This window comes from Variovorax jilinensis (assembly GCF_030316885.1).
Lineage (GTDB): Bacteria > Pseudomonadota > Gammaproteobacteria > Burkholderiales > Burkholderiaceae_C > Variovorax > Variovorax jilinensis.
On the sequence record NZ_JASZYQ010000009.1, the window covers coordinates 27,403 to 53,915 of the forward strand.

25 protein-coding genes are annotated in these 26,513 nt (G+C 67.0%); 15 read left to right on the forward strand and 10 right to left on the reverse strand.

What is annotated here, in order from left to right:
* Window positions 1–31 precede the first annotated feature (31 nt).
* Window positions 32–379 (forward strand): hypothetical protein, encoded by a 348-nt coding sequence (locus QTH87_RS23220; RefSeq protein WP_286612459.1) that lies wholly within the window; start codon window positions 32–34, stop codon window positions 377–379.
* A gap of 2 nt (window positions 380–381) precedes the next feature.
* Here the strand turns inward: QTH87_RS23220 and fabI are convergent, their stop codons facing one another.
* Genes fabI through QTH87_RS23240 form a run of 4 tightly spaced genes read right to left on the reverse strand, consistent with a single transcriptional unit; the run spans window position 382 to window position 5,184 of the window.
* Window positions 382–1,161: an enoyl-ACP reductase FabI gene (gene fabI, locus QTH87_RS23225; RefSeq protein ID WP_444812830.1), complete on the reverse strand. Its 780-nt coding sequence runs from the start codon at window positions 1,159–1,161 to the stop codon at window positions 382–384.
* A gap of 5 nt (window positions 1,162–1,166) precedes the next feature.
* A complete protein-coding gene (locus QTH87_RS23230) occupies window positions 1,167–2,354 on the reverse strand; it encodes an acetate/propionate family kinase (protein WP_286612462.1) in 1,188 nt (395 codons plus the stop codon).
* Window positions 2,351–4,612, reverse strand: a complete 2,262-nt coding sequence (locus tag QTH87_RS23235) for a TerB family tellurite resistance protein (RefSeq protein WP_286612463.1) — start codon at window positions 4,610–4,612, stop codon at window positions 2,351–2,353. Before QTH87_RS23235 ends, QTH87_RS23230 begins: the two co-directional genes overlap by 4 nt.
* The gene (locus QTH87_RS23240) at window positions 4,612–5,184 is read right to left on the reverse strand and encodes a GNAT family N-acetyltransferase (RefSeq protein WP_286612464.1); all 573 of its coding nucleotides are present in this window, start codon (window positions 5,182–5,184) and stop codon (window positions 4,612–4,614) included. The genes QTH87_RS23235 and QTH87_RS23240 overlap by 1 nt, the downstream gene beginning before the upstream one ends.
* Window positions 5,185–5,314: 130 nt before the next feature.
* Between QTH87_RS23240 and QTH87_RS23245 the strand changes: the two genes are divergently transcribed.
* From QTH87_RS23245 to QTH87_RS23255, 3 genes are read left to right on the forward strand one after another with little or no spacing between them, the layout of a single operon-like run.
* Window positions 5,315–5,557, forward strand: a complete 243-nt coding sequence (locus QTH87_RS23245) for an RNA recognition motif domain-containing protein (RefSeq protein WP_286612465.1) — start codon at window positions 5,315–5,317, stop codon at window positions 5,555–5,557.
* A 14-nt stretch (window positions 5,558–5,571) separates the two neighbouring features.
* Window positions 5,572–6,618, forward strand: a complete 1,047-nt coding sequence (locus QTH87_RS23250; protein ID WP_286612466.1) for a hypothetical protein — start codon at window positions 5,572–5,574, stop codon at window positions 6,616–6,618.
* 25 nt (window positions 6,619–6,643) lie between these two features.
* A complete protein-coding gene (locus tag QTH87_RS23255) occupies window positions 6,644–7,042 on the forward strand; it encodes a response regulator (protein WP_286612467.1) in 399 nt (132 codons plus the stop codon).
* 41 nt (window positions 7,043–7,083) lie between these two features.
* Here QTH87_RS23255 and QTH87_RS23260 read toward each other — a convergent pair whose 3' ends face one another.
* Window positions 7,084–8,865: a SulP family inorganic anion transporter gene (locus QTH87_RS23260; RefSeq protein ID WP_444812831.1), complete on the reverse strand. Its 1,782-nt coding sequence runs from the start codon at window positions 8,863–8,865 to the stop codon at window positions 7,084–7,086.
* Between the two features lie 136 nt (window positions 8,866–9,001).
* On the opposite strand from QTH87_RS23260, the gene ppk2 reads away from it, so the two are divergent.
* The 4 genes from ppk2 to QTH87_RS23280 all read left to right on the forward strand — a co-directional run bounded on the left by ppk2 (window position 9,002) and on the right by QTH87_RS23280 (window position 13,277).
* Window positions 9,002–9,871 carry a polyphosphate kinase 2 gene (ppk2, locus tag QTH87_RS23265; protein ID WP_444812832.1) on the forward strand — a complete coding sequence of 290 codons (870 nt, stop codon included), beginning with the start codon at window positions 9,002–9,004 and terminating at the stop codon, window positions 9,869–9,871.
* A gap of 264 nt (window positions 9,872–10,135) precedes the next feature.
* Entirely contained in the window at window positions 10,136–10,648 is a 513-nt protein-coding gene (locus QTH87_RS23270) for a DUF3302 domain-containing protein (RefSeq protein WP_286612651.1), read from the forward strand.
* Window positions 10,648–11,868 carry an HlyD family secretion protein gene (locus tag QTH87_RS23275; RefSeq protein WP_286612469.1) on the forward strand — a complete coding sequence of 407 codons (1,221 nt, stop codon included), beginning with the start codon at window positions 10,648–10,650 and terminating at the stop codon, window positions 11,866–11,868. Before QTH87_RS23270 ends, QTH87_RS23275 begins: the two co-directional genes overlap by 1 nt.
* Window positions 11,869–11,894: 26 nt before the next feature.
* On the forward strand, window positions 11,895–13,277 hold the full coding sequence (locus QTH87_RS23280) for a TolC family protein (protein WP_286612470.1): 1,383 nt from the start codon (window positions 11,895–11,897) through the stop codon (window positions 13,275–13,277).
* A gap of 108 nt (window positions 13,278–13,385) precedes the next feature.
* Here the strand turns inward: QTH87_RS23280 and QTH87_RS23285 are convergent, their stop codons facing one another.
* Together QTH87_RS23285 and QTH87_RS23290 are read right to left on the reverse strand one after the other, a co-directional pair.
* The gene (locus QTH87_RS23285) at window positions 13,386–14,255 is read right to left on the reverse strand and encodes an amino acid ABC transporter substrate-binding protein (protein ID WP_286612471.1); all 870 of its coding nucleotides are present in this window, start codon (window positions 14,253–14,255) and stop codon (window positions 13,386–13,388) included.
* 261 nt (window positions 14,256–14,516) lie between these two features.
* A complete protein-coding gene (locus tag QTH87_RS23290; protein WP_286612472.1) occupies window positions 14,517–15,287 on the reverse strand; it encodes a TetR/AcrR family transcriptional regulator in 771 nt (256 codons plus the stop codon).
* A 77-nt stretch (window positions 15,288–15,364) separates the two neighbouring features.
* On the opposite strand from QTH87_RS23290, the gene QTH87_RS23295 reads away from it, so the two are divergent.
* Window positions 15,365–16,279 (forward strand): aminotransferase class IV, encoded by a 915-nt coding sequence (locus tag QTH87_RS23295; RefSeq protein WP_286612474.1) that lies wholly within the window; start codon window positions 15,365–15,367, stop codon window positions 16,277–16,279.
* Window positions 16,280–16,362: 83 nt separating this feature from the next.
* Here QTH87_RS23295 and QTH87_RS23300 read toward each other — a convergent pair whose 3' ends face one another.
* The 3 genes from QTH87_RS23300 to QTH87_RS23310 form a co-directional block, all read right to left on the reverse strand.
* Window positions 16,363–19,344, reverse strand: coding sequence for an autotransporter family protein (locus tag QTH87_RS23300; RefSeq protein WP_286612475.1), 2,982 nt, complete (start codon window positions 19,342–19,344; stop codon window positions 16,363–16,365).
* A gap of 596 nt (window positions 19,345–19,940) precedes the next feature.
* Window positions 19,941–21,620, reverse strand: a complete 1,680-nt coding sequence (locus tag QTH87_RS23305; protein WP_286612476.1) for a SulP family inorganic anion transporter — start codon at window positions 21,618–21,620, stop codon at window positions 19,941–19,943.
* 526 nt (window positions 21,621–22,146) lie between these two features.
* Entirely contained in the window at window positions 22,147–22,302 is a 156-nt protein-coding gene (locus QTH87_RS23310) for a hypothetical protein (RefSeq protein WP_286612477.1), read from the reverse strand.
* Here QTH87_RS23310 and QTH87_RS23315 point away from each other — a divergent pair.
* The 6 genes from QTH87_RS23315 (at window position 22,301) to QTH87_RS23340 (ending at window position 26,511) form a co-directional block, all read left to right on the forward strand.
* Window positions 22,301–22,630: a hypothetical protein gene (locus QTH87_RS23315; RefSeq protein ID WP_286612479.1), complete on the forward strand. Its 330-nt coding sequence runs from the start codon at window positions 22,301–22,303 to the stop codon at window positions 22,628–22,630. The two genes, QTH87_RS23310 and QTH87_RS23315, sit on opposite strands and share 2 nt — an antisense overlap.
* A 357-nt stretch (window positions 22,631–22,987) precedes the next feature.
* Entirely contained in the window at window positions 22,988–23,833 is an 846-nt protein-coding gene (locus QTH87_RS23320; protein ID WP_286612480.1) for an STAS domain-containing protein, read from the forward strand.
* A gap of 7 nt (window positions 23,834–23,840) precedes the next feature.
* Window positions 23,841–24,215, forward strand: a complete 375-nt coding sequence (locus QTH87_RS23325) for an STAS domain-containing protein (protein WP_286612481.1) — start codon at window positions 23,841–23,843, stop codon at window positions 24,213–24,215.
* Window positions 24,205–24,609 (forward strand): anti-sigma regulatory factor, encoded by a 405-nt coding sequence (locus QTH87_RS23330; protein ID WP_286612482.1) that lies wholly within the window; start codon window positions 24,205–24,207, stop codon window positions 24,607–24,609. Before QTH87_RS23325 ends, QTH87_RS23330 begins: the two co-directional genes overlap by 11 nt.
* Complete coding sequence (locus tag QTH87_RS23335) at window positions 24,600–25,640, forward strand: ATP-binding SpoIIE family protein phosphatase (RefSeq protein ID WP_286612483.1); 1,041 nt, start codon at window positions 24,600–24,602, stop codon at window positions 25,638–25,640. The genes QTH87_RS23330 and QTH87_RS23335 overlap by 10 nt, the downstream gene beginning before the upstream one ends.
* Window positions 25,630–26,511 (forward strand): ATP-binding protein, encoded by an 882-nt coding sequence (locus QTH87_RS23340; RefSeq protein ID WP_286612484.1) that lies wholly within the window; start codon window positions 25,630–25,632, stop codon window positions 26,509–26,511. Before QTH87_RS23335 ends, QTH87_RS23340 begins: the two co-directional genes overlap by 11 nt.
* The last annotated feature ends 2 nt before the right edge of the window (window positions 26,512–26,513 follow it).

Here is a 26,513-nt window from a genome sequence, read left to right on the forward strand (position 1 = left end):
CGATTGATCTTTGCGCAAGATGGAGGCCCCCATGAAGACGATCCGGACCCTTTCCCTGACCGTGCTGCTCGCTGCCGCCGCGGCGCTGGGCGGCTGCGTCTACTACCCGCCCACGCTCTATCCTGCCGTCGCGCCCGCCAGCTTCGACCGGTCCTTCGATGCCGCGGCGAGTGCGATGCGCGACCAGGGGCTGGTGGTCACCGTGGAGGATCGGGCCAGCGGCACGGTGGTGGGCACGCTGGGCGCGGGCACCGTCTCGGCGAGCGTGCGCCGGCAGGCCGACGGCAGCGTGCGCGTGCAGTTCGACGCCACCGGCGCCCGCGACCCCGCACTGATCGAACGCGTATCGCGAAGCTACGACGCGCGGATGGGGCGCTGAGCTCAGGCCATGATGTTGACGCCGCCGTCCACGTAGAGGGTCTGCCCCGTGAGCCTTCGCGCATAGGGCGTCGCGAGGTAGGCGCAGGCAAAGCCGACGTCGTCGATGTCGACCAGCTCGCCCACCGGCGCCCGGTTGGCCGCCTCCGTCAGCAGCAGGTCGAAATCCTTCAGGCCCGAGGCGGCGCGCGTCTTGAGCGGCCCGGGCGACACCGGATGCACGCGGATGCCCTTAGGGCCGAGTTCGTAGGCCAGGTAGCGGCAGGTCGCTTCCAGTGCTGCCTTGACGGGGCCCATCACGTTGTAGTTGGGCACTACCTTCTGCGCGCCGAGGTAGCTCATGGCCATCATGGTGCCGCCATCGGTCATCAGCGGCGCGGCGAGCTTCGCCATCCGGATCAGCGAGTGGCACGAGACATCCATCGCCCGCTGGAAGCCCTGCGCGGAGCAGTCGAGCAGGCCGCCCTGCAGGTCCTCCTTCGGTGCGAAGGCAATCGAGTGCACCAGGATGTCCAGCCGGCCCCATCGCTTCTCGATGGCCTCGAACACTGCCTCGAGCTGCCCGGGCTGCTCGACGTCGAGCGGCAGCACCAGGGGCGCACCGAATGCCTGGGCCAGCGGCTCGACGTGGGGGCGCGCCTTCTCGTTGAGATAGGTGATCGCGAGCTCGGCGCCCAGGCTGTGGAAGGCGTGGGCGCAGCCGTAGGCGATCGAATGCTGGTTCGCTATTCCCACCACCAGCGCCTTCTTGCCGGCGAGGACGGGATCGTGCGGTGTCGGCATGCGGTTCATCCTCGTAGCAGCAGATCGCGCGTGTGGCGCGCGATCATCAGTTCCTCGTTGGTCGGAATCACCCAGGCGGCGACGCTGCTGCCCGGAGTGGCAATGCGCGGGCCATGGCGCGCGTTGGCATCCGGGTCGAACTCGACGCCCAGCCATGCGGCGTCGCGGCAGACGCGTTCGCGGATCGCCGCAGCGCGTTCGCCGATGCCCGCGGTGAAGACGATGGCGTCGAGGCCGCCCAGCGCCGCGGCCAGCGAGCCGAGTTCGCGTCCGATGCGATAGACGAGCAGGTCGATCGCCACCCGGGCCCCGGGTCGATCGGATTCCAGCAGCTCGCGCATGTCGCTCGACACGCCGGAGACTCCCAGCAGGCCGGACTGGCCGTAGATCAGCCTCTCGATGGCGCGCGCATCCATGCCGCGCTGATCCATCAGGTAGAGGATCACGCCCGGATCGATCGCGCCGCAACGCGTGCCCATCGGCAGTCCATCGACCGCGGTGAATCCCATCGTGCTCGCGATGCTCCGGCCGGCCTGCAGCGCACACATGCTCGCGCCGTTGCCGAGGTGCAGCGCCACCGTCCTGCCGCTGGCCGCACGGGGATCGAACTCGGGCAGGACCGAGGCGATGTATTCGTAGGAAAGTCCGTGAAATCCGTAGCGCCTGACGCCGGCCTCGGCGAACTCCTGCGGCAGGGCGAACATCTGCGCGATGGCCGGGTTGGTGCGATGCATGGCGGTGTCGAAGCAGACCACCTGCGGCAGTTCCGGCGATCGTTCCAGGAGCGCACGGATCGGCGCCAGGTTGTGCGGCTGGTGAAGCGGCGCGAGCGGTATCAGCTGCTCGAGCCGGCCCACCAGCTCGCCGTCCACCCGCACCGGTCCCGCGTGGTCCATGCCTCCGTGCACCACCCGATGGCCGACGGCGGCCAGTCGGTGCGAAGGGCCGTGCGTCGCCCGCAGCCATTCCACGATCCGCGCGATCGCGCCATCGTGGTCTGGTCTTGCATCGGCATCCCAGTGCACCTCGGCGACCTGCCGGCCAGCCTCGTCCTTGGCCGCGAAGCGCGCCGCGCCGGTGTAGAGCCCCGAGACCTGGCCGCTGGCGACGATCGGCAGGTCATGGCTGCCAGCGAACAGCGAGAACTTGAGGCTCGAGGAGCCGGCGTTGAGGACCAGGATCGCATCGCTCATCGAGCGGCCTTCCTGCTGCCCGCGGCTGCGCGGGTGCCTGCGCGCGGGCGCACCGGCTTGTCGTCGATCGAGAGCAGCGCGGCCACCCGGCGGAACCGCTCCTCCTGGTGCGCCGTCAGCGCGCCGCGTGCACCCGCGACCCGTCGTGCCGCCTCGAAGCCCTTGCTGCGCTGCTGCATCTCGGGCACGAGGCCGGGCAGCGCGGCGATCGCGCGCTCCTCGTCGAGCGCAAGGACGAAGGCCTGTCGCTTCATCGCGGCCTTCACCGCAGCAGGCGCGGGACGACGATCGGGATCGATCTCTTCGATCATGCGGCGCATCAGGTTGTAGGGTCGCTCATCGACCACGTTTTCTTCCCGACGCACATATAGCAACAGCCGTGCCCACGCATCCGTCAGCGTGCCGCTCTCGAACTGGGATTCGATCTCCACGCGCTTGAGTCGCTTGAGCTCGCTCTGCTCCCAGGTGGCTGACCTGGGACCGCGCCGGCCGAGCGCATCGGTGCCCAGACCCACGGCGGCGGCGAGCCACGGTGCCTCGTAGATCGCCTTGAACATGCGCTCGGACATCTCGTCGCGCCCGTCCCGCACGCGGTCGAGCGACTGCTCGATCTGGCCGGAGACCGCACGCTCGGTCTTCGAGAACGGGTTGTCCGGCGTGACGGGGCGGCGGTTGGCGCGCACGTTGTCCGCCAAGGCCTGCACCCAGAACATCCAGGGATTGAGGTTGGACAGGGCCCAGCGCTCCATGCGCGACGGGTTGATCGCCCGGGCCGCCTCGGCGCCCGTCTCGCTCGTCATGGCCCTGACCAGCGGCGACCCGAAGGTGTCGTAGAGGCCCTGGTTGATCTCGGCCACGCGTTCGACCACCTCGAAGGCCTGTTCGTCCTTGCGGCCGTCGTCGAAGGCCAGGATGTCCTCGATGGTGCGCGGCGCGAACTGGATCAGGTAGCGGCCCTCGACGTAGGCGAGGCCTGGCGTGTCGGGCTGGGTGTCCTGGATCACCGCCTCGTAGAGCCCCGGCGGCAGGGTCTCGATGAGGTCGAGCGCGCTCGCCAGTTCGGATGTCTCGCGCTTGGCCACGCCGGCCGAGACGAAGATGCCCAGGTGGCCGATCTTCTCGTGCAGGCAGTAGACGATCGTCTGCTCGTTCAGTCGGATCTCGTCCACGCTGGCATACGCGTCGGGAATCCAGTTGAGCGCCTGCTGCGGCGGCGTGATGTTGTCGCCCCAGGACGCGAAGACCACGATCGGCGTCCGGATGTTGCGGATGTCGACGCGGTGCCGGCCATCGAAGGACTCGACCTCGCCGGCCGAGAGCTTGTTGCCGACGAAGAGGTTCCGGGTGATCCACTCCATCTCCTCCTTGTTCATGAGGAAGAGGCCGCCCCACCATTTCTCGAATTCGAGGAAGCGCTCGCGTTCGGTGTCGACCTGCGAATAGAGGTTGTAGAGCTTGGACCAGTAGGTGTTCGAGGGATTGAGGCTCTCGAAGTTGTTGACCAGGTAGGCGCCGTCGAACTTGCCGTGCCCCAGGTCGCCGGCCAGCGAGGCCAGCCAGGTGCCGCCCATGAGGCCGCCGGAGTAGCGCATCGGGTTCTTTCCCTCCACGCCGGCCCAGTACGACACCGGCGATCCGGCCAGGAGAATCGGCCCGACCGAGTCGGGCGCCAGCGCCGCGAGCATGATCAGCGCCCAGCCGCCCTGGCAGTTGCCGATCACGAAGGGCTTGCCATCGGCGCCGGCATGCAGCTCGTTGACCTTGCGCATGAAGGCGATCTCCGCTGCGCAGACCGATTCGATGGTCTGGCCCGGCATCGGTGTCGGGAAGAACATCACGAAGTAGCAGGGGTGACCGTGCTGCAGCGCGATGCCGATCTCGCTGTCCATCTTGAAGCCGCCGATGCCCGGCCCATGCCCGGCACGCGGGTCGATGACGACGAAGGGCCGCTTCTTCGGATCGGTCCTGGCGTGGGTGGTGTCGGGCTTGATGCGTGCCAGCGCATAGTTCGCGGGCTTCGGAAACTCGCGCGCGTCGAGCACGACGTCATAGTCGAATACCAGGACCGGCGGCTTGCCGGAGCGGCTGTGTTCGAGGTACTGGTTGCCGCGTTCGCGCAGCACGTCCAGCGTCAGGATGCCGCGTTGCCAGGCATCGATTCCGTATTCGGCAGCGGCCTGCGCGGCTTGCAGCGGCCACAGGCCGGAAAGCCCCGAAAGGGCAGAGACCGCGGGCGGGGGAAGTTCCTTGCTTGCCATCAGTGCGCTCCTGGCTTGGAAGAAGGATCATCGTCACCCGCCGTGTCAGCAGCGTGGCGGCAATCCATGTGAACGAGCGTGATGCCGCCGTCGCGGGCAAGACGCAGCGGCAGCCCGCTGGTCTTGAATACCGCCAGCATCGGCGCGTTGTCGGCGAGAACCTCGGCGCTCAGCGTGTCTATTCCCGATGCCTTCGCAATCAGCGCCAGATGGCGCATCAGCAGCTTGCCGATTCCGAGCCCCTGGTGCGGGTCGTCGACCACGAAGGCCATCTCGGCACATCCGGGCTCGCCGACGATGTAGCGTCCGCCGCCCGCGATGACCGGTGCACCGCCTTCGTCCAGTTCGGCTGCCAGTGCCACGTGGCCGACGAAGTCGACCTCCATGTAGTAGGCGATCTCGCGCTCGGTGAATCCGTGCTTCGGCGAGAAGAAACGGCGGTAGAGCGACGAATCCCCGGTGCGCCCCACGGCGGCGAGCATGGCGTCCCTGTCTGCCGGCTTCAGCGCCCGGATGCGCACGGGCCGCCCGTCGCGAAGCGACTCGAGCGCGAGGTATTCGGCTGCGTTCATCGGTCGCACGGGTCGATCCGGAGGGTGCAGGGCAGCATGCGCCTGGGCAGGGTTCAGTGGGAATCCGACCAAAGTAGGATTCTCGTCGCGTCGGCTCCGGAGTAGCTTCGGAGCACTGGAGGAAGAGTTCATGCAGATACACATCGTCATAGGCAACCTCCCCGACGACGTCACCGAGGACGGCATTCGCGAAGCGCTGAGCAGCTTCGCGCAGGCGGACAAGATCCGCCTCGCCAACGAGAGCGGAGCGCCCACCGCCCTGATCGACGTCGAGATGTCGCGTGCCCACGCCGAATCGCTGGCGCAGCGCATCAACGGGCGTTCCTACCAGGGGCGCGTGTTGCGGGCATGGGTGCCCAAGATGGATTGGTAGCGGGATCGGCTTCGATGGACCTGTCCGCCCTGTTCGATCGCGTGGCCTCGAGCCTGTTCGGCCGCGACGCACCGAATGCGGGCGATGCCGAGGAGCAGCAGCTCGTCGCCGACATGACCGAACTGGTGGTCGAGACGGTCGATCCGCGCCTTCGCCTCCAGCCTCGGTATGCGGACAAGCTCGAGGGCAGCATGCGCAGGACCATCGCCTACCTGCGCGAGGCCGGTCGCCAGCCGATGGAGCCCCTGGTGCTCGCGCGTGCCGCCTGGAGCGGCGACCCGCGGTTGAACGCCTTCTTCGCTGCCGCGGACGACGTGCCCGCTTTTCTCGGCCGCTCCAAGGAGCTCCGAGCGTACTTTGCGACGGCTTCCCATCGCGAAAGCGGCGAGGCCTATGCGTTGCTGGCGATGAAGAAGGAGGAGCGCAGCGTGCTCGGCAACCGGCAGGACGGCGACCGGGTGCTCCACGATGTTCCGCTGGTCACGGTGAGCTTCTCTGGCCATCGGTTGTTCGCGCCTTCGGCCACGTTCGAGGAAGCGCGGCTGGAAGTGGGCCGCATCCTGATCCGCCGCCTGGCCCAGCTGGCACTCAAGCGCATCGTGGACCTGGACATGAAGGCAACCGGTCTCGGCGAGCGAAAGGCCTGGCTCGCAGCGCGCCTGCGGCTGGTGAAGCTGGCGATCGACGGCGCCAGCGGCCTGCTGGAGGACACGGCTGCCAACCGCGCGCAGATCGTCTCTCTTGAACGAGAGCTTGCGCAGACCGTGCATGACTTCATCGAGACCAAGGCCAGCATTGCCACGCTCGAGCGCATCAGGGAGCACATCGAGACCGTGTTCGACGATCCCGGGAGCCACCTCCGCCTGCGTCGGTCGGCAATGCGACTGAGCCGCATGGGGGTGCGGCTCGCCGAGGACGAGCCTGGGCCGGCCAACGCCTTCGTGCTGTCGGAGCTGACGATCGGCGAGGGGGTGAGCGCTGCGATCGCGGCCGTGCGTTGCCCGTTCGCCGAGATGCCGCCCGAGACCGACGCGCTGGCCCATGCCGAGCGCTACATCTAGCTGCGGAACAGAGAGGTGACGCCAGATGCCCGAGCCAACTGCCCCGCAGATCGTCTATGTGGTGGACGCCGATGCCTCGGTGCGAGAGGGTTTGTCGCGCCTCATGGATTCAGCGGGTTTCGAGGCGCGTCCCTGCGCCTCGCTGGCCGATTTCATCGAACAGGCGAGCGGCATGCGGCTGGCCTGCGTGCTGCTCGACGTGCGCAGCGCACGCGACGGGGCGGCGGCGACCCGCGCCGCCTTGCGGGCAGTCGCCAAGGTGCTGCCGGTGATCGCACTGTCGTCGAGCGATGATCCGACTGCACGCCAGCTGGCCAAGGAGATGGGCGCGAGGTCGTTCTTCCGCAAGCCCGTGGATGCAGCGGCGCTGCTGGATTCGATTGCATGGGTCGCTCAGGGCGACGGCCGCGGCGCGACGAACTGAGCACCTCCCGGGAATTCTTGCCCGCGGCGCGTCGGCGCCTGCTAGCGCCCCGCTTGCGGCCCCGAGGAGGGGCCACCGGCCGGCGCGGAACCCGCGAACTCGTCGAGCAGATCGAGGGGCGTCACGCCCCGGGCGGGAACGCCGAGCTGCTCATCAAGGCCTTCTCCGCGCAGGATGTCTCTCGCCCGGGCATGGGCCGAGGCCAGGCGCAGCGCGATGCCCTGCGTCCCCAGTTGTGCATGAAGCCGGGCCAGCATGCGTGCACCCGCGAGGTCGATGTTGGCCGAAGTCGACAGGTCGCAGACCACCAGCCGTATCGGTCGTGCCGAGGCATGCACCTTGGCAAGGACCGCCTCCTGCACGTGCTCGACGTTGAAATAGAGCAGTGCCGCGTCGACGCGGAACACCAGCGCGCCCTCGATCGCTTCGTTGTCGGGATGGCGCGCGATGTCCGAGAGGGCGCGCGTGCCCGGAATGCGCCCCAGGAAGGCCACGTGCGGCTGCGCCACCCGCCGGATCAGCAGCAGAAGCGACGCCACGGCAGCCAGCATCACGCCCTTGAGGATGCCGAGCACCAGCACGCCTGCGAAGGCGATCACGGCCACCCCGAACTCGTACCTGCTCGCACGCCAGAGCGCGCGCAACTGGGGCACGTCGACCAGACCCCTGACGGCCATCAGCACGATGGCCGCCAGCACCACGTGGGGCAGGTTTCGAAGCAGGGACGACAGGTACACCAGGCACAGGCCGATGGCGATGGAGGCAAAGACGAGCGCCAGCGGCGTCTTCGCGCCGGCCTTGTCGTTGACCGAGGATTGCGAAAGGCCTCCCGCCACCGGATAGCCCTGGGCGAAGGCCACCGCCAGGTTGGCTGCACCGAGTCCGAGCAGCTCCTGCCGCGCATCGATGGTGTCGCCGTGCCGCTCGGCCAGGGTGCGGGCCGCGGACACGCCCTCGACATAGGCCAGCAGCAGGCAGGCGAAAGCCAGAGGCAGCACGTCGTCCACGTCGTGCAGGCGCAGGTTCGGTGCGTGGATGGCAGGCAGTCCGGTCGGCATGTCGCCGAGGACCGGCAGGCCGAGGCCGGCCAGCGGTGTCACGGACAGGAGGACGATCGAGAGCGCCACCACGGCCAGCGCGACGGGCCGGCCCGGCAGCAGCTTCTCGCCGGCGATCAGGAGCGCAAGCGCCATCAGCCCGAAGGCGAGGACCGCCCATCGGGTGTCGGGCACTTGCCCCGCCAGCAGTGCCACCCGTTCGAAGAAGTGCTCGCCGCCGCCCTTGACGCCGAACAGCTTCGGCAGCTGTGTCATCGCGATCGTGAGCGCTGCGCCGGCCTTGAAGCCGAGCAGGATCGTCTCGCTCACGAAGCTCATGAGCGAGCTCAGCCGCAGCAGCCACGCAAGGATGCTCAGGCCCGCCATCACGAGGGCCGTGAGCGCGGCCAGGTCGATGGCGCGCGCAGGATCGCCGGCGGCCATCGCGGCGGCCATCGTCGGTGCGATGAGGATCGAGATCGCCGAGGTAGGGCCCACTGCCAGCTGGCGCGACGAGCCGAAGAGCGCATAGAGCAGGCCGCCTGCCAGGTAGCCGTAGACGCCGCATTGCGGCGGCAGCCCGGCCAGCATCGCGTAGGCGAGCGAAACGGGAATCGCATACGCGGCGAGCGTGATTCCCGCCATCGCGTCGTGCGGCAGCCATCTGCCCCGGTAGGCGGGCAGCCATCGGGCAGCGGGCAGCATCGCGCGCCACCCGCCGACCGGCGCCGGAGGCATCGACGGGTCGACAGGTGCGGTGGCGATCTTCTCGGGGAGGTGCGTCATGCGAGCCGGCGTGGAACTGCCTGGACCGAGCTTGAACCCGCGAAGGGCGACATGTGAATCGCACCAAAGTAGGATTTGCGCCCCTTGCCCCTTGCGCTATCTTGATGGCAATCAAAAGCAGAGCGAGGGGCATGCCATGCAGCAGAAGCATCGAACGACGAATGGCGCGGAGGGTGAGGCGCACGCCGTGCCCGACGACTCGAAGTCGAAGCCCGAGAAGGGCGCGTCGTCCGGGAGCAGGCTCGCGCGCAAGCAGTACGACAAGGAACTGGAGCGCCTGCATGTCGAACTCGTCAAGCTGCAGCAGTGGGTGGTGCACAAGGGCCTGAAGGTCTGCATCGTGTTCGAGGGCCGCGACGGCGCGGGCAAGGGGGGCACCATCAAGGCGATCACCGAGCGCGTGAGCCCGCGCGTGTTCCGGGTGATCGCGTTGCCGGCGCCGAGCGAGCGGGAGAAGAGCCAGATGTACGTGCAGCGCTATCTGCCGCACCTTCCCGCCGCCGGCGAGGTCGTCATCTTCGATCGCAGCTGGTACAACCGCGCCGGCGTGGAGCGCGTCATGGGCTTCTGCACGGAGGAAATGACGCGGGAGTTCCTGCGCGCCGTGCCGCTGGTCGAGCGCGCGATCCTCGATTCGGGCGTGATCCTGCTCAAGTACTGGCTGGAGGTCAGCCCCGAGGAACAGACCCGGAGGCTCGAGGGCCGCATCCATGACCCGCGCAAGATATGGAAGCTGTCGCCGATGGACATCAAGTCCTACGGCAGATGGAACGAGTACTCGCGCGCACGCGACGACATGTTCGCGTCGACCGACACCGACTTCGCGCCCTGGCATGTCGCCAGGTCGGACGACAAGCGGCGTGCCCGGCTCAACATCATTTCCCATTTCCTGAGCCAGGTTCCCTATCGCGAAGTCCCGCACGAGAAGATCAAGCTGCCGAGGCGGGGCAAGATCGCGCATCGCGAATCCACCCATCCGGTCAGATTCATCGAGGAGAAGTTCTAGGGGCGATGTTGCGCCGGAGCGTCGTTCCCGCGATGTCATCGCAGCATTGGAGGACCCTGGACGACCATGAGACCAAGGTAGTATTGCCGTAAGTCCCGCCCCGAAGCATCCTTTGCTGAGGCGCTCGCCAGGCTGCTCCAAGTCCTGGGTGGCGAGGCGAAACGCACTGTTTTCGTGATAACGAGGTCATTGGAGCCCACCATGCGCATTTTTTCGGGTCGAGCGCCGGCATCGCGTTCACTTTCGCCTGCCGTGGCCGGCTTGATGGCGCTGCTGGGCGCCCCTTGCGCCAATGCGTCGTTCCTGCCGCCCGAGATGATGGCCTCGGCAGCCACCGGCATTGCGTGGTTCGTCGTCTTCGCCGTTCCCATCGGCGGCATCGTGCTGTTCTGGATGGTGCACGTCATGCCCGAGAAGATCGCGCACAAGCGGCACCATCCGCAACGAGATGCGATCAAGACGCTCTGCCTGCTGTCGCTGGTCTTCGGCGGACTGCTGTGGCCCATCGCCTGGCTGTGGGCCTTCGTGAAGCCGGTTGCCTACAAGGCGGCGTACGGTACCGAGAAACACGAGGACTATTTCCATGAGCAGGGCAGGGCGGCCCTCACCGGCGACATGCTCGCGCATGACATCGCGCATCTGCGCGAAGAGCTCGATGCGATGGATGCCAAGGGGACGCTTTCCGCTCCACTCAAGCAACTGCGCAGGGACCTGGCTGCAGCGGCAGTGCCGGCCGAAGCCGCCCCATCCGTCGAGGCTCGTGAGGCGGTCCGCTGATGGAAGCGCTGCTGCTTGGCATCTACGCCTTCTTCGTCTGGCTCTTCTTCATCAAGCTGAAGTGGCTGCCGTGGAACACGTCCACGCAGGTCACGGTCGTGGTCATCCCGATCGTCGCGATGGCCGCGATGATCCTGACGCTCAATGTCGTCGCACCGTCGACGTCGGACGTTCGCGTGATCAAGTACGTCGTGCAGGTGATTCCGCAGGTCAGGGGCCGCGTGCTCGAGGTTCCCGTCGAGCCCAATCGCCTCGTCAAGAAGGGCGAACTGCTGTTCCGCATCGATCCGACCCAGTACCAGAACGAACTCAACGCCGCCAAGGCCAAGCTCGCCGCCGACGAGGCGAAGTTCGCACAGTCCGGCGCCGCGTTGGTCGATGCCTCGGCCGGCGCGCGGCAGCTGCAGGAACAGCTCAAGGCGTCAACGGGTCAGGTCCGGGCGCTGCAGCCGCGGCTCGAACTCGCCCGCTTGCGCGTGCGCCAGAACCGTGAACTGGTGGCGACCGGCGCCGGCGACCGCTTCGCACTGGAGCAGGCCGAGTCGAATCTCAGCGACCTGCAGGGGCAGGTCGCTACGGCGGTGGCGAACGAGGCGCAGGTCTCGCAGAAGCTGTCGGGGCAGGTCAACGGCGAGCAGGCCTCGGTTGCATCCGCACGCGCCCAGCTCGCTACCGCCAAGGCCCAGGTCGACATCAGCCGCGCCGATCTAGGGAACGCACAGTGGAACCTCGACCAGACCGCCGTGTACGCGCCGGCCAACGGCTATGCGATCAACGTGCAGCTGCGGCCCGGCTCCTTCGTCGTCGCGATGCCGCTGGTGCCGGCGATGACCTTCGTCGAGGAGACCTACCAGGTCATCGCGCTGTACAGCCAGAACGAGTTGCGGCTGGTCGAGCCCGGAAATCGTGCGGAGTTCACGCTCAAGACCCACCCGGGCGAAGTCATCGGAGCCACCGTGGATTCCATCGTCTGGGCACAGGGCCAGGGGCAGGTGGTCCAGTCGGGATCGCTGCCGCAGACAGGTGCGTTCCCGCAGGTGCCGGGCCGCTTTCCCGTCAAGCTGATCGTCGACGACAAGCATCGCGACCTGTTCCTTGCCGCCGGAGCGGATGGGGATGGTGCGATCTATACGGATCACGTCGCGATGATTCACATCGTCCGCATGGTCATCCTGCGTGTTGGCGCGATCACCAACTACCTTGTGTTGAAGCTGCATTGATGTTCCCCATAGCCCGTAGCGCGTGGATGCCTGCAGCAGCCCTGTCGGCGCTGTTGTGCGGCTGTGCACTCAAGGCGCCACCGACGACGGCCGAACTGGGCCAGGAAGTCTGGCCTCTGGCGCCCGTGCCGGCGGCCTATCGGGCGAGCGGCGGCGTCCCGGCACCGGTGGCCGATCGCTGGCTCGCAACCTTCGACGAGCCGGCGCTGACGGCGCTGGTCAACGACGCCCTGGTCTACAACGCCGACCTGCGCGTGGCCGCGGCGCGCGTCGAGCAGGCGGCGGGATACGTGAAGGTCGCATCCGGTGCCTTGCTCCCGTCCGTCGGCGTCGTCGGTCTTGGCGGAGGCAAGTCGGGCGGGGGCGGCGGCTTGGAAGGCGTGTTTCTCAACGCCTCGCTGGAGCTCGACGTATGGGGGCGCTTGCGCTACGGACGCGCGGCTGCCATGGCGCAATCCGTCGCGGCACAGGCCGACTACGCGTATGCACGCCAGTCGCTGGCCGCCCTTGTGTCGAAGGCATGGTTCCTGGCGGTCGAGGCCGGGCTGCAGCGCCAGATTGCCAAGGACGCCCTGCAATCGGCCGAAGTCCTGCTGCGGATGGCCGACGATCGCTTGCGCGTGGGGAATGGCAACCAGCGGGACGTCATGCAGGCGCGTGCCAACGTGGGGACCTACCGCGACACCGTCAAGCAGATCGAGTTCTCGCGCGATCAGGCGCTGCGTTCGTTGGAACTGCTGGTAGGGCGCTACCCGTCGGCGGAGATTGCGGTCGCCGATCGCCTGTCGTCGATGCCGCCGCCGCCGCCGGTAGGCGTTCCCTCGGAGTTGCTGGAGCGCCGTCCCGACGTGGTGGCCGCAGAGCGCCGCGTCGCCGCGGCCTTCGATCGGGTCGGCGAGGCCAAGGCGGCACAACTCCCGAGGATCAGCCTGACGGCCGGCGGCAGCAATGTGTCGAGTGACCTGATCGTCCTCAAGGATGTCAACAGCCCGGTGTGGAGCCTCGGCGCCAACCTGGTGGCGCCGATCTACCAGGGAGGTGCGCTGCAGGCCCAGGTCGAGATCAGGACGGCCGAACAGAAGCAGGCGGTTGCCGAGTACGCACGCGCGGGCCAGAAGGCGTTTGGAGAGGTGGAGAGCGCGCTGGGGGCGGAGTCGAGCTTGCGCGAGCGCGATGCGATTCTTGCGGCGACAGTGCGCGACTCCGCACAGGCGCTCGAGATCGCGCGCACTCAATACCGCATCGGCTCTGCCGACCTGCGAACGGTGGAGCAGAGTCAGCTTTCACTGTACGCAGCCCGCACCTCGCTGCTGCGTGTGCAGACGGAGCAGTTGGCGCAGCGCACCAATCTCCATCTCGCGTTGGGCGGCGGGTTCGATCTCCCGGTCGTCGGGAGCGCTTCCCCGTGAGCCCGTGCGCTTGCAGGCAAGCCGCCGCGCGAAGCAGCCATCATTCGTGAAAGCGGCAGCGACCCGGCCAGCTTCACTCTGGCGTGGCGCCTGAACCTGCGCTCGAGCCTACTCCGGCAGCGCGTTCAGCAGATAGACGGCCTCGACCAACGCCGACGGATTGGTGCCGGGCGGGAAGCTCTGGCGGAACACCTTGACGATGTCGCCGTTGCGGTAGGTCTCGGCCAAGGCTCTGTTCACTGCCAGTCGCAGGTCCGGATCGCGCCGCATCATCAGCGAATAGCTTTCCATCGACAGGTAGTCATCGCCGAGCCGCAAGGGCGCGCCGGCCGGCGCGCGCGTCACTTCACCGACGAGGATCAGGCTGTCGGTGGCAAAGGCGTCGGCCCGTCCCCCACGCACCGCGGCGATGCCGTCGGGGCTGGTCTGCACCGGCACGAAGACCGGCACGATGCCGCGCGACGACAACCCCTTGAGCACCTGTTCCGTGGTCGTGCCTGGAATGACGGCCACCCGCTTCGCGTTGAGGTCCGGCGCGCGGCCGATCGAGGACGATGCGAGCGAGACGAAGGAGCTTCCCTCGACCCAGATGGGATTGCTGAAGTCGACCTGCTGCTCGCGACCCAGCGTGCGCGAAGTGCTGCCGCATTCGATGTCGACGGTGCCGTCGTTGACTGCCTGCATCCGGGTCGTTGCGGTCACGGGCACCCACTGCACGTCCAGCCTGGCCAGCTTGAGCTGGGCTTGGATCGAACTGGCTACGCGCTTGCACAGTTCCACCGAATAGCCGGCCGGTGCACCGTCGGCACCCTTGAACGAGAACGGCCTGGCGTCCTCCCGATAGCCCAGCTTGAGGGTCTGCGACTGGCCGATCCGGGTGAGCGAATCCCGCGGCGCACCGCCCGGCCCGCTGGCGCAGGCCGCCAGCAAGGCGGACATCAGGATGGGCACCACCAGCGTCAAGCGTCTTGAATTCATGCGTCGTCCTCAGGCAATCGATAGTTGATGCGCGCCGAAAAATCCAGACGACCTGTTCGCCGGACTCACCAGCCCGCGTAGCGGAGCGGGCGGATTGTGAGGCCCGCTACCGGCATTGGCAACCGGGGCGGCCCGCAGACGGGTGGCAGCCGGCAAATCGCCGAAGGGCCAGGGGTCCCGGCTGGCGACGATCAGGGTGACGTCACGCCCGGCGTGTGATGATTCCTCAAGGCCGGATGCATTCCGTCATCGGCGAGCTCGTCAGCGACGCAGCATCCGGCTGCGCGATTCGAGCCCTCGGAGCACCACGTCGATCCACGCTTCGAAGCCGCTCTCCAGCGGCTTGTCGTGGCCGCTCGTCCAGCGCAGCTGGAATGCGCGGTCGCGCAATGCGCCGACGTGCCGGCCAAGGTGCGGATGGCGAAGCGGATCGACCGCATCGATCTGCGCACGGCAGGCTTCCTGCCATTCGGCGCCCATGTCGACCGGCGCGGTGGACAGCTCCAGCGTGGCAAAGCCGCACATGGCGGCGATGACGACGTTGAAGGCATCGACCAGTGCCTGCCCCTCGAAGCGCGCATCCTCCAGCGCTGCGATCACGTGGTCGAGCAGCGGAGCGTCGAAGCTGGCGTTGGTTGCCAGCTCGCTCGCCACCGCCGGCGCCAGGTGGGGATGGGCACGCAATACATCCCGAAAGCCGCGCATGAGCGCCCCGAGCCGAAGCTGCCATGGCCCTTCGGGCAGATCCCTGGCCAGGCCCTCCAGCGCAAGCGCAATGGCGCCACCCACCAGCGCGCCGCGGCTCGGCACGTGCCAGTAGACCGCCGCCGGGTAGACACCCAGCGCGGTCGCCAGCGCGCGGATGTTGAACGCCGCAAGGCCTTTCTCGTCGATCAGCGCAAGCGCCGCAGCGAGGATGCGCTCGCGCCCGAGCACTTCGGCCGCTGCGCCCGGAGACTGCGCCTTGCGCGGACGGCCGGGTCGCGCGCGCGGCAATGCCGGCGGACTTTTCGAACTGCGCTTGAGTGACATGGGTCGATTCTACAAATTATTGTCTGCTGTTCAATTTAAATTGAACGACGTACAATTTACGCAAAGGAGTGCAGAACATGTCCATCCCGCCCACACCACCCGTCAATCAGTTCGAAGGCGGTTGCGTCTTCATCGACGGCGCCTATGCGCCCCTGTCCGAAGCCAAGATTTCCATGTTCGACTGGGGCTTCACGCGCTCGGACGTGACCTACGACGTCGCGACGACCTGGCGCGGCAGTTTCTTCCGGCTAGATGCCCACATGGACCGCTTCTTCCATAGCCTGCAGAAGATGCATCTGGCGATCCCGTACAGCCGCGCCGAACTGCGCGAGATCCTTCATGGGTGCGTGCGCGCCGGCGGACTCCAGGATGCCTATGTGGCCATGGTCTGCACCCGCGGCGTGCCGCCCAGGGGCGCGCGCGATCCGCGCCAGGCAGAGAACCGCTTCTATGCCTACGCGCTGCCGTATGTCTGGATCGCCTCGCGCGAGAAGCAGCTCGCAGGGATCGACTTGCACGTCAGCCAGCGTGTACGCATCGCGCCTGAGTCGGTCGATCCGACCGTCAAGAACTACCACTGGATGGACCTCGTCCAGTCCATGTTCGACGCCTACGATCGCGGCCGTGACACAAGTTGCGTGGTGGATTCGCAAGGCCACATCACCGAGGGCCCGGGCTTCAACGTCTTTGCGGTCAGGGATGGCGTGGTGCACACGGCCGACCGCGGGGTACTCGAAGGCATTTCGCGCCGCACCGTCATCGAACTCTGCGAGCGGCTCGGCATTCCCTTGCGCGTTGCGCCGCTTCCTGTTGCCGGCCTTCTCGAGGCCGACGAGGTGTTTCTGACGTCGAGCGGTGGCGGCGTTCTACCCATCGCGAAGATCGACGGCAAGCCACTTCCGGCATTCCCGGGCCCCGTCACCACACGCCTGTACGACGGCTACTGGGGCCTGCACGACGACCCGGCGTACAGCGATCCTGTCGCGTATTGACGAACGCGTGACCCGTCGCTATCGCTGTCGATTGGTCGCGAGCACGTGGTTCCGGCCGTCGTGGGGCGGCACTCGCCTGGCACCTACCAGCGCACCCTCAGCCCCAGCGACCCCTGGATGGAGTTCTTGACGCGGGCGTCGCCGCCCGACGCCCAGAGCTTCCCGACCTCCCCGTATACGTCCACCCGATTGGACACGGCCATCGTGCCGCCGCCAGCGAGTTCCGTCGATGTATTGCCGGTCGGGGTCGAGATCTGGGTGAACGACGAGGGGTTTGTAAATCGGAGGACGTCGGTCCCACTCGATGCCCAGTAGACATTCACCCGGCCGTAAGGCTGCAGGATTCCCATCGGCGTTGCGTACTGCCCCTTCACGCGCAGGCCGGCGCGAACCAGCCAGGAGCTTTCTGCGTCCTGTTGGATGCTCGTCGTGAGGACGCGGAACTCATCCATGCTGAGCGTCTGATAGGCGACTTGCAGCTGTGGCTCGAGGAACCAGTTTCCAGTGAGAGCAAACGCCTTTCCGCCCTCGAGCGAAGCAAGCCAACCGGTCGCCTTCGAGGAAGCATGCACCCCAAGCTGCGGCTCAAGCGTGTAACGCTGGCGGCTGCCCTGGAGAACGGCATCCGCGTACCAACCATCGAGCGTTGTGTATGTCCCGTAGACGCCAAGGAACTGGCTGCGCAGGTCGTTGTCGCCGACAGCCAGGTTGGGTACGCCACGGGCAAAGCCGGTGACGTCGATGTCACCGTCGAGCTGCCCCACATAGACGCCCGCGCGCCAGCTCTGGTTGGCCCAGACGTCGGTGCCCGCCTGGAAGCCGTTCATGCGGCCGTCACTGGTCGGGGCGACCGGGCCCTCCTGCCGGATATTGAAATCCGTGCTGAGGATGCGGGCCCAGGCACGGCGCTCCATGCTGGAGGCCATCGAGCCAGCACTGCCCTTGACGTCGTCATCCCCGATGCGCTGATGCAGGTTTCCAAGCATCGACAGGCTGGCCTGGCGCATCTGGCTGGGGAGCGCTGCGAGCATAGGCACTTCGACCCGATACGTCGGGATGACGCCCGGGGGAACCGGGGGGACGACATCGCCCGACGGAATCGGCGGAAGCGGCGGATTCGGAGGAATCGGTGGCTCCGGCGTCGGCAGGCCGGTCTTCAGGTACCAGTTCGTGATGCCGGTGGCCGTCGTGCCAGGCACGAGGTAGTACTCGTACGCACCGCCGTCCACGTGACCCCCGGCCAGTGCAAACGCGGCTGCTGCACTCTGCGAGGTGGTGTTCGCACCGTTCAGCCCGGTGATGACCTCGATGCCATTGCCGGTCGTTGGCGCACCGAGCCCAGCGTCGGTGGTCAACTGCACGGTCGTCCGGCCGCTGGCCACGGCGGCGGGCCCGTTCAAGACAAGGCGGTCTGCGATGCCTCCCGCGCCTACACCGAGGGCCAGGATGCCGTTGTTGCCGACGTACGGACCCAGGACGCTCAGTGTGTTTCCTGAACCGGCGCCGATCGTCACGGTACCTGCGTTGCTCAACGCAGGAAGTGTCTGGGCAAATCCCGCCAGGTCCAAGGTTCCTCCGGATGCCACCACGTGCGCAGAGGCCCCGCTGAAGGTGTTCGCCGCGCCCGCGCGCAAGGTGCCCGCGTCGACGAGCGTATTGCCTGAATACGTGCTCGGCGCCATCAGCGTGAGGGTTCCGGCGCCGTTTTTCCGCAGTGCGCCCGCGCCCGAGAGAACGCCGGACCACGTGGCACCCAGTCCGTTCGTGTCGATGGCAGAGGTCGTGGTTGCGGCGAGCATGGCGTTGAGGTCTGTGGTCAGCGCAGTGCCCGTCACCTGAACGGTCCCGCCAGCGAGATTGAACGCATAGGTCCCGCCCTGGCCTTCGAAGTTGTGCTGCAACGAAGTGCCGCCAACCTGCAGCGTTCCGCCGTTGAGGTTGTAGACCCCATTTCCGCTTCCAGCGAGATACATGGTGGCGTCACTGGCGATGGTGAGCGTTCCGCCGGTCTGGTTGATGACGCCGCTTCCCTGTGCGCTCGCGCCACCAAACGGGTTGCCGACGATGAAGTTGCCAGCGGCGACTGAGACTTGCCCACCGCTGATATTCAAGATCCCGGTGCTGGGGGTCGTCCCCGCCCCGATGTTGCGGCCGATGATGAAAGCTCCGGCTCCGGTGAACGAGAGCGTGCCGCCGGAGATGTTGTAGGTACCGGTCCCGCCCTGGTTCCCGATATTGAATGCGGCGCAACGGGCAGCGTCGCCGCATCCGGCGACAACGCGCACCGCGCCTCCGGATTGGTTCACGGTGCCGTTTCCGCCGAAGGTGCCCACGTTCAATGAGGTGTTCACCTCCAGGTTTCCGCCCGTGACGTTCATGGTCGCAGCACCTGCGGTGGTCGCGCCGGGAACGTTGATGGGTATGCCGATGGCCAGCGCGCTCACCCGTGTGCCTGCACCTGCAACTGTCTGGGTGAGGGTCCCCTCGCCGACGAGGATCTCGCCCTCGTTCCCATCGCCAGGCGCCACGCGACCGAGCGTGGCGTTGTCGATTCGCCAGTCGGCGGCGCCCACCTTGATGATCTGCCCGTGGGTCAGCCCCGGCGTGTTCGAGTTGCCCGCGAGTGCGACGGTCCCGGAGAAGGCCTGGTCGGTCAAGGACAGCACCACCAAGGGCGAATCCTGCGCCGCGATGTTGATGCGTCCGGCGCCCGTGAGACCGACAACGAGTTCCCCCGGGACGCCCGTGTTGATGAAACTCGTGCCATCGAAGACCACGATGTTGCCAGGCCCCTCGATGTTGACGATCCCGCCGGCTTCAACATGCAGGCCATAGCCCTGGAATCGACCGCTACCGTTGACGTTGAGCGTGCCAACGCTTCCGACCCGCATCACGGGGGTTGGCTGCGTCGAAATCAGATTGCCTTGCGCGCCGGTGATGGTGAGCGCGCTGGCAACACCCTTCGTCCCGACGGTCACCTGGTTGTAGAGGGCTGGAGTCGTGACGGTCAGGGGGCCGGAGTCGACCGATAGCGCTTGTCCGAACACCTTCGTGGGGACGAGCATCTGCGATGCGCAGAGAGCCGAGATTGCCGCCGCAAGCCATCGACGTCGAGCAGATGTGTGCGTACGGAGGTGAGGACTTCGCGCCCACCCAAGTTTGGTGCGGCCATCGATGGAGCGCTTGGCGGGCGACGATGTCGCGGGCGTAGCGGGCAAGAGCAAGTGCAAGTGCAAGAGCATCTTTGGCCTCCTGAAGCCCCTCCGTGGGCAGCCGCGACCTTACTCCTGCCTGACTCATCTGCAAAGTGACTTGCGCCAAAGAGAAGGCACTTTTTTGGCTGCAAAGCAAAAGTCGAATGCCGGTGCCGGAAAAGACGGGATTGGCAGCGTCTTTCCAAGCGCATCCCGATATTGGCTAAGTCCCGCCGGGTTAAGAACCTGCCGCGTGCCCACGTTGGAAGGCGCCGCCGAGTGGCGGCTTTTCGGGCAAATTGTGCCCAGCCTGCGACCGTCCGTTCCCGGCCGAACTGAGTCTCGGACGTTGCCGAGCGAAGGGCAGCGACCGCCAAGGCAGTGGCCGATCCCGACGCAATCCAGGTTGCCAGAGCAGGCCCCGGTCTGCAGCGTCCGCGACCCGAGGACTCTTTTCGGACGAAGACTCAGGACTCGATTCCCGACTCCCCGTCTTCCGGCTGATGCGCGGCGAGATAGCCGCTGACCGCAACCTCGATCGTGGGAAAGAACGTTTTCTCGCCGAGCCGCGCGACCAGTCCGAATCGCCGCAACTTGTCCTTGACGGGGTCCTTGAGTTCGGCGAAGACGAACTCGATGCCCGATGCGCGCAGGGTGTCGCCCAGTTCCGCCAGCATGTCGGCGGCAGTCACGTCGACATTCGTGATGGGTTCGGCCGCGACGACCAGCCTGCGGACCGGGGTCGGAGATGCCGCCACTGCATCGAGCACCCGCTCATGGAACAGCTCGGAATTGGCGAAGAACAAGGGGGCGTCCCATCTGAACATGACCAGACCGGGAAACTGGCGTGCCTGCGGGTACCGGGTGATGTCGTGGTAGCCCCGCAGCCCCTCGGTGCATCCGAGAACGGCTGAGTACGGGCGCCAGGCCGCCCACAGGAATTCGAGGATGGCAATCACTATCGCCAATCCGATGCCCTGGATCGCACCGAAGATGGCGACCCCGGCGGTGCAGGCCATCGAAAGCCAGAACTCCCAGCGCTGGATGCGATAGATGCGTCGAAGGTCGGTGATCTCGATGAGGCCGATGGCCGATGCGATCACCACCGCTGCGAGCGCGCTGCCCGGCAGGTTCCTCAGCAGATCCGGCGCCACGACCAGCAACATGGCAACCGTCATTGCACCCACGACGCCGGTCACCTGGGTCCTGGCACCCGCGGCCTCGGCGACGGGCGTGCGCGACGAGCTGCTGCTGATCGGGAAGCCCTGGAAGAGACCGGCGGCGAGGTTGGCCGCACCCAGGCCCACCATCTCCTGGTTCGGGTCGACGTAGGTGCGCGTGCGCGCTGCGTACACGCGCGAGAGCACGCTGGTGTCGGCAAAGGACACCAGCGCCACGGCGCAGCCACCCACCAGCACGGGCGGCAAGTCGGCCATGGTGATGCGCGGGATGGCGAACGAGGGAAGACCTTGAGGCAGGGCGCCGAGAACCGATACGTCCGCGCGTGCCGCGAGATCCAGCCATCCGACCGCAAGGGTGGCCCCGACCACGGCGATCAGGACGCCGGGAAGCCGCTTCTGGCCCTTGAGCAACAGGATGGTCACCAGCGCACCTGCGCCGACCATGAATGCGGTCCAGTTGGTCTTTCCGCCGGCCAACGCGGTCGCGATCGACCAGAGGCCCCTCAGCGGCCCGTCGTTCTCGCTGGAGAACCCGAAGAGCTTGGGCAGCTGACTGATCATGACCGTCAGTGCAATGCCGTTCATGTAGCCGTAGCGGATGGGCTTGGACAGAAGTTCGGTCACGAACCCCAACCGCGCGACGCCGGCCAGGATGCACACCAGCCCCGAGACCATCGCCATCATGCTCGCCAGTGCGACCGCGCGAAGCGGGTCTCCGCCCGACAGTGGCAGGACGACGGCCAGGATGACGGCGGCGAGCGAGGAGTCGGGCCCCAGCACCAGAATCCGGCTCGGCCCGAACAGCGCGTAGGCGAGCAGCGGGACGATGGTGGCGTAAAGCCCGTAGATGCCCGGCACGCCGGAGGCCACCGCGTACGCGATGCCGACGGGCACCAGCATCGTGGTCAGCACCAGGCCGGCCACGATGTCATGCCGCAACCAGGCCCGCTGATAACTGCGAAGCATGCGAACGCCTGGCAGCCAGCGATCCCAGCCGACCCGCTCGGCAGCGTGCCGAGCCGACCGTTCGTGTCCGCGAGCAGGAGGGGGAGGGCTCGAATCGCTCATGGAAATCCGTCTCCCTCGGCATCGTTCGCTGAGCCGTCCTTGGGGCGGGATGCCGCCACGTCTTCATCCTCGAGCATTCCGAAATCCTTCCAGGTCTGCGGCCGGCTCCGCGAAACCTCGCGCCTGCGCCGGGCGCGAGGACTTGCGGCATCGACGCTGCAGGCAAGCCAGATCGCGTGGCCCCGTGTCCGAACAACTCGTCGATGGCCAGACAGAGGTTTGACGATCGCTCCTTGTGCTCGAGCCAGCTGTCCGGGGAGTAGCAGGCGATGGCTCCACGGATTTGCAGCGCGACGTACAGGACTTCCGATCGCGTCAGTCCCGTCGCCGGACAAGCGACGAGTTGGTTTTCTCCGTCATGCTAATCGTCGCGGCGGCAAGCAGTGCTTAGTTGCCCTTGTAGAAGGCGCGGTCGTTCACCGACCTACTTGGCGGCGAGGTCCTGACGAATGGTCTCGCCCGACTTGGAGATCTGCAAACGCATCGCCAGATCGACATCGGACTGCCAGCGCCCGCGCATGTAGATCGCCACGGCGGCAATCAAGATGACCGACCCGGCGATCCAGAGATTCAGAGCCATGCGCTTCGCTCGCGGGCTGCACCCGAGTTTCGGCAGCGGGACATCAGAACTGACCCTGACCGTCACCCGTTCGATCGTGGACCCAACGAACGGCCTGCTGCTGCGCATGGCGATGCGCTTCAGCCGCACTGCCATACGGCTCGGCATCGTCGGGCAGGGCCATTTGCTGCAAGTTCGGCAACCCGTGCTCGTACTTGACGTGAGGTTGGAACAGATCCGGCGCAACCTGTTCCACGCTGCAGATGAAGCTGCACCCGCGGTAGATGAAGCGGGCGTCGTTTGGATTCATGATGTTCCGAGGGGTCGCACGAATGCGATGCAAAGTTGAGCAAGGGCTGCGCGGTGCCGGGGCCACCATTGACTGGGCAGAGATGGCCGAGAGGCCGAGAGCCGCGGCGATGCCAGGGAAGTTATCGCGCGCGATGCGTACCAGGCGTAGGAGAGCTTCGCGACCGCCTCCAGCCAGAATACGCCTCGATGCGGGCCATGGGGGCGCGTAGGCGTGCGACTCCGATGCGCGCGCCCCTGGGCTGATGGCGCGGCTGTAGGCCATCACGCCGCCACTCTGTAGGCACACGAGCGTTTTATGGCGGGAGGATCAAGAGTCAGACATCCACCCGATACCATTCACCGCCGCCGCCAGGGCTCGGGGCGTCGGCAGCCAGAAACATGCTTGAGGATCAGAATGAACAACGAATTCGACGCGCTGCTCGGCGCGCTGCGGGACGAGGAAGACAGTGTCGTCGAGGCATGGCTGGCGGCGTTGCCGCCGGTCGACCCTGCGGGCCGGCGCGCGATGCAGGGCGAGGCCACGGAGATCCTCCGCAAACTGCGTGATGGCTTGCAGGCGGGGTCGGATCCGTTGCGGCTCGAGGCGCCCGAATGGGCGGAACTGCGTGAAGTGTTGGCCTCGCTCTCGCGGTCGCGGGCGGCGCAAGGCCAGTCCGCCGGCGAGACCAGCGTCTTCGTGCTGGGGTTCAAGAAGCCGCTGTTCACCGCGATCCAGAAGCGGCTGGCTGCGCAGCCCGAGGCCATGGCCGCGGCGCTCTGGGCCGGTTCCGCCGCGGTCGACAAGCTGGCCCAGCACACGGCCTCGACCTTCCAGCTGGCCCGCGAAGAAATCATCCGGCGTCAGCAGGAAGAACTGCTGGAGTTGTCGACGCCCGTCGTCAAGCTGTGGGAGGGCGTGCTGGCCGTGCCGATGATCGGGGTGCTGGACAGCAGCCGCACGCAGATCGTCATGGAGGCCCTGCTGCAGCGCATCGTCGACACCGGATCGGCGCTGGCGATCATCGACATCACCGGCGTGCCCACGGTGGACACCCTGGTCGCGCAGCATCTGCTCAAGACCGTCACCGCCATTCGTCTCATGGGCGCCGATTGCATCATCAGCGGCATCCGCCCGCAGATCGCGCAAACCATCGTGCACCTGGGCATCGATCTGCAAGGGGTCAGCACGAAGGCCACCCTGGCCGATGCGCTCTCGCTCGCGCTGCACAAGACCGGCTGGCGCATCACGCGCGGCGACTAGGAGCCCCATGGACCGCATTCCCATCCTCCGCATGGGCGAAACCCTGCTGGTCACGATCCAGGTCGACATGCAGGACCAGACCGCATTGACCCTTCAGGACGACCTGGCCGAGCGAATCGCCCGGACTGGTGCCTCAGGCGTGATGATTGACATCTCGGCGCTCGAGATCGTTGACTCCTTCGTCGGCCGCATGCTGACCAGCATCTCGGGCATCGCGCGCATCCTGTCGGCCACCACGGTGGTGGTGGGCATGCAGCCCGCGGTGGCCATCACGCTGGTCGAGCTGGGGCTGTCGCTCGAGGGCGTGCGTACCGCACTTGACGTCGAGCGCGGCATGCAGTTGCTGCAGCACGCCCGCGAGGAGCGCTCCCTTGGCCGCTGAGCCCGCCGGCACGCTCCCCCTGCACTCCGAGCAGAACATCGTGGCCAGTCGGCAGATGGTGCGCACACTGTGCCAAGACCTGAAGCTGTCACTCGTCGACCAGACCAAGATGATCACCGCCGCGAGCGAACTGTCTCGCAACACGCTGATTCATGGCGGTGGCGGCACCATGCGGTGGGAATTCGTCGAGCGAAACGGGCGGCGTGGGCTGCAACTGCACTTCGAGGATCAAGGGCCGGGCATCGCCGATCTCGCGCTGGCGCTGACCGATGGCTGGACCAGTGGCTCGGGCATGGGCCTGGGCCTGCCAGGCAGCAAGCGGCTGGTGAACGACTTTGACCTTCACACCGTCCCGGGCCAGGGAACCCGCGTGAGCATCACGAAGTGGAAATAGTCGCTGGCTGGACCCACAGGGCCTTCCCGATCGACGACGACGCGAGCCGCATCGGGGAAGCGCGGCGCCATGCCGCGCAACTGGCCGCCGGCCTGTCGTTCTCCGAGGTCGATGCGGGCCGTGTTGCCCTGGTGTTGACTGAACTCGGCACCAATCTGCTGCGGCATTCGCGCCGGGGCCGGCTGCTGATTGCCGCCCGCCAAGGCGCGCGAGACATCGAGCTGCTCGCGATCGACGAAGGGCCCGGCATCGTGGATGTGCCGATGGCGATGCGGGACGGCCAGTCGTCCGGCAGCACACCGGGCACCGGGCTCGGCGCGATCCGCCGACTCGCCGACGAGTTCGACATGCATTCGACGGTGCCCGATGGCACCGTGTGCGTGGCGCGCGTGCGCGCCGCGACGCCGCCCGGAGTGCGGCCAAAGGTCGCAACCGCGGTGGCGATCGGGGCGATCTGCCTGCCCGCTCCGGGCGAGATCGTGTGCGGCGACGCTTGGGCCGCAGGTTGTGACGCAGCGGGCGCCACCCTCCTGGTTGCCGACGGACTTGGCCATGGCCCCGAGGCCGCGAAGGCCTCGATGGCCGCCACTGCCGCATTCGGCCGGGATCCGGCCGCAACCCCGCGCGACATGGTTCAGAAGGCGCACCTGGCACTTCAGACCACGCGCGGCGCCGCGTTGTGTGCGTTGCGTGTCGACGCCGAGGCCTCGACCTTGTCATACTCGGGCGCTGGCAACGTGGTCGGCCGAGTACTGTCCGGTGTGTTCGACAAGTCGATCGTCACGCAGCACGGCACCGCCGGCCTTCAGATCCGCCGACCCGAGGAGAGCTCCATGACGCTGCCGCCTCATGCCCTGGTGATCGTCCACACCGACGGCATCGACACGCGCTGGCGTGGCGACCGGCTGCTGCCCGTCCTTGGAAAGGATCCCGCCCTGGCGGCCGCCATCCTCCTGCGCGACCATACGCGGCATCGCGACGATGCCACCGTGGTCGTGGTGCGGCGAACGGAGATGAGCCATGCCGCCTGAGCTCGATCCCGCAGTCACGGCGCCGCTCGAGGCGGCGCTGACCGCCAGCCGGCAGGAGGTCGAGGAGCTGCGCGCCGAACTCGAGGAGACCAATCGAGGGGTCGTGGCGCTCTACGCCGAGCTCGACGCGCAGGCCGAGCAGCTGAGAAAGGCGACGGAGCTGAAAAGCCGCTTCCTCGCCTACATGAGCCACGAGTTCCGCACGCCGATCAGTGCCATCCGAAGCATCACGCGCCTGCTGAACGACCGCGTCGACGGCCCGCTGACCGCGGAACAGGAGCGGCAGGTCGGCTTCATCGAATCGAGCGCGACCGAGTTCGCCGAGCTGGTGGACGATCTGCTCGACCTCGCCAAGATCGAGGCGGGGCGTGTCGAGATCTCGCCGGCCTGGTTCGAGATGGTCGATCTGTTCTCGGCGCTGCGCGGCATGTTCAAGCCGGTGCTCATCAACCCCGACACCGTGCTGATCTTCGAGGAGCCGGTCGAACTCCCGCGCCTGTTCACGGACGACCGCAAGCTCTCGCAGATCCTGCGCAATTTCATCTCCAACGCCCTCAAGTTCACGCCACGCGGGGAGGTGCGCGTGTCCGCGACGCGCGTCGATGGCGATTTCGTTCGCTTTTCCGTGACCGACAACGGCATCGGCATCTCGCCTGAACATCACGCGGCCGTCTTCGACGACTTTGCCCAGGTCGATTCACCGCTGCAGAAGCGCCTGCGCGGCACCGGCCTGGGACTGTCGCTGAGCCGACAGCTCGCGCAGCTTCTGGGCGGTCGGGTCGAGGTGGTCAGCGCGCTCGGCAAGGGCTCGACGTTCTCGGTGGTCCTGCCGGTGCAGCTGCATGGCGCTGAAGCCGCGACGGAGGTCTGAGC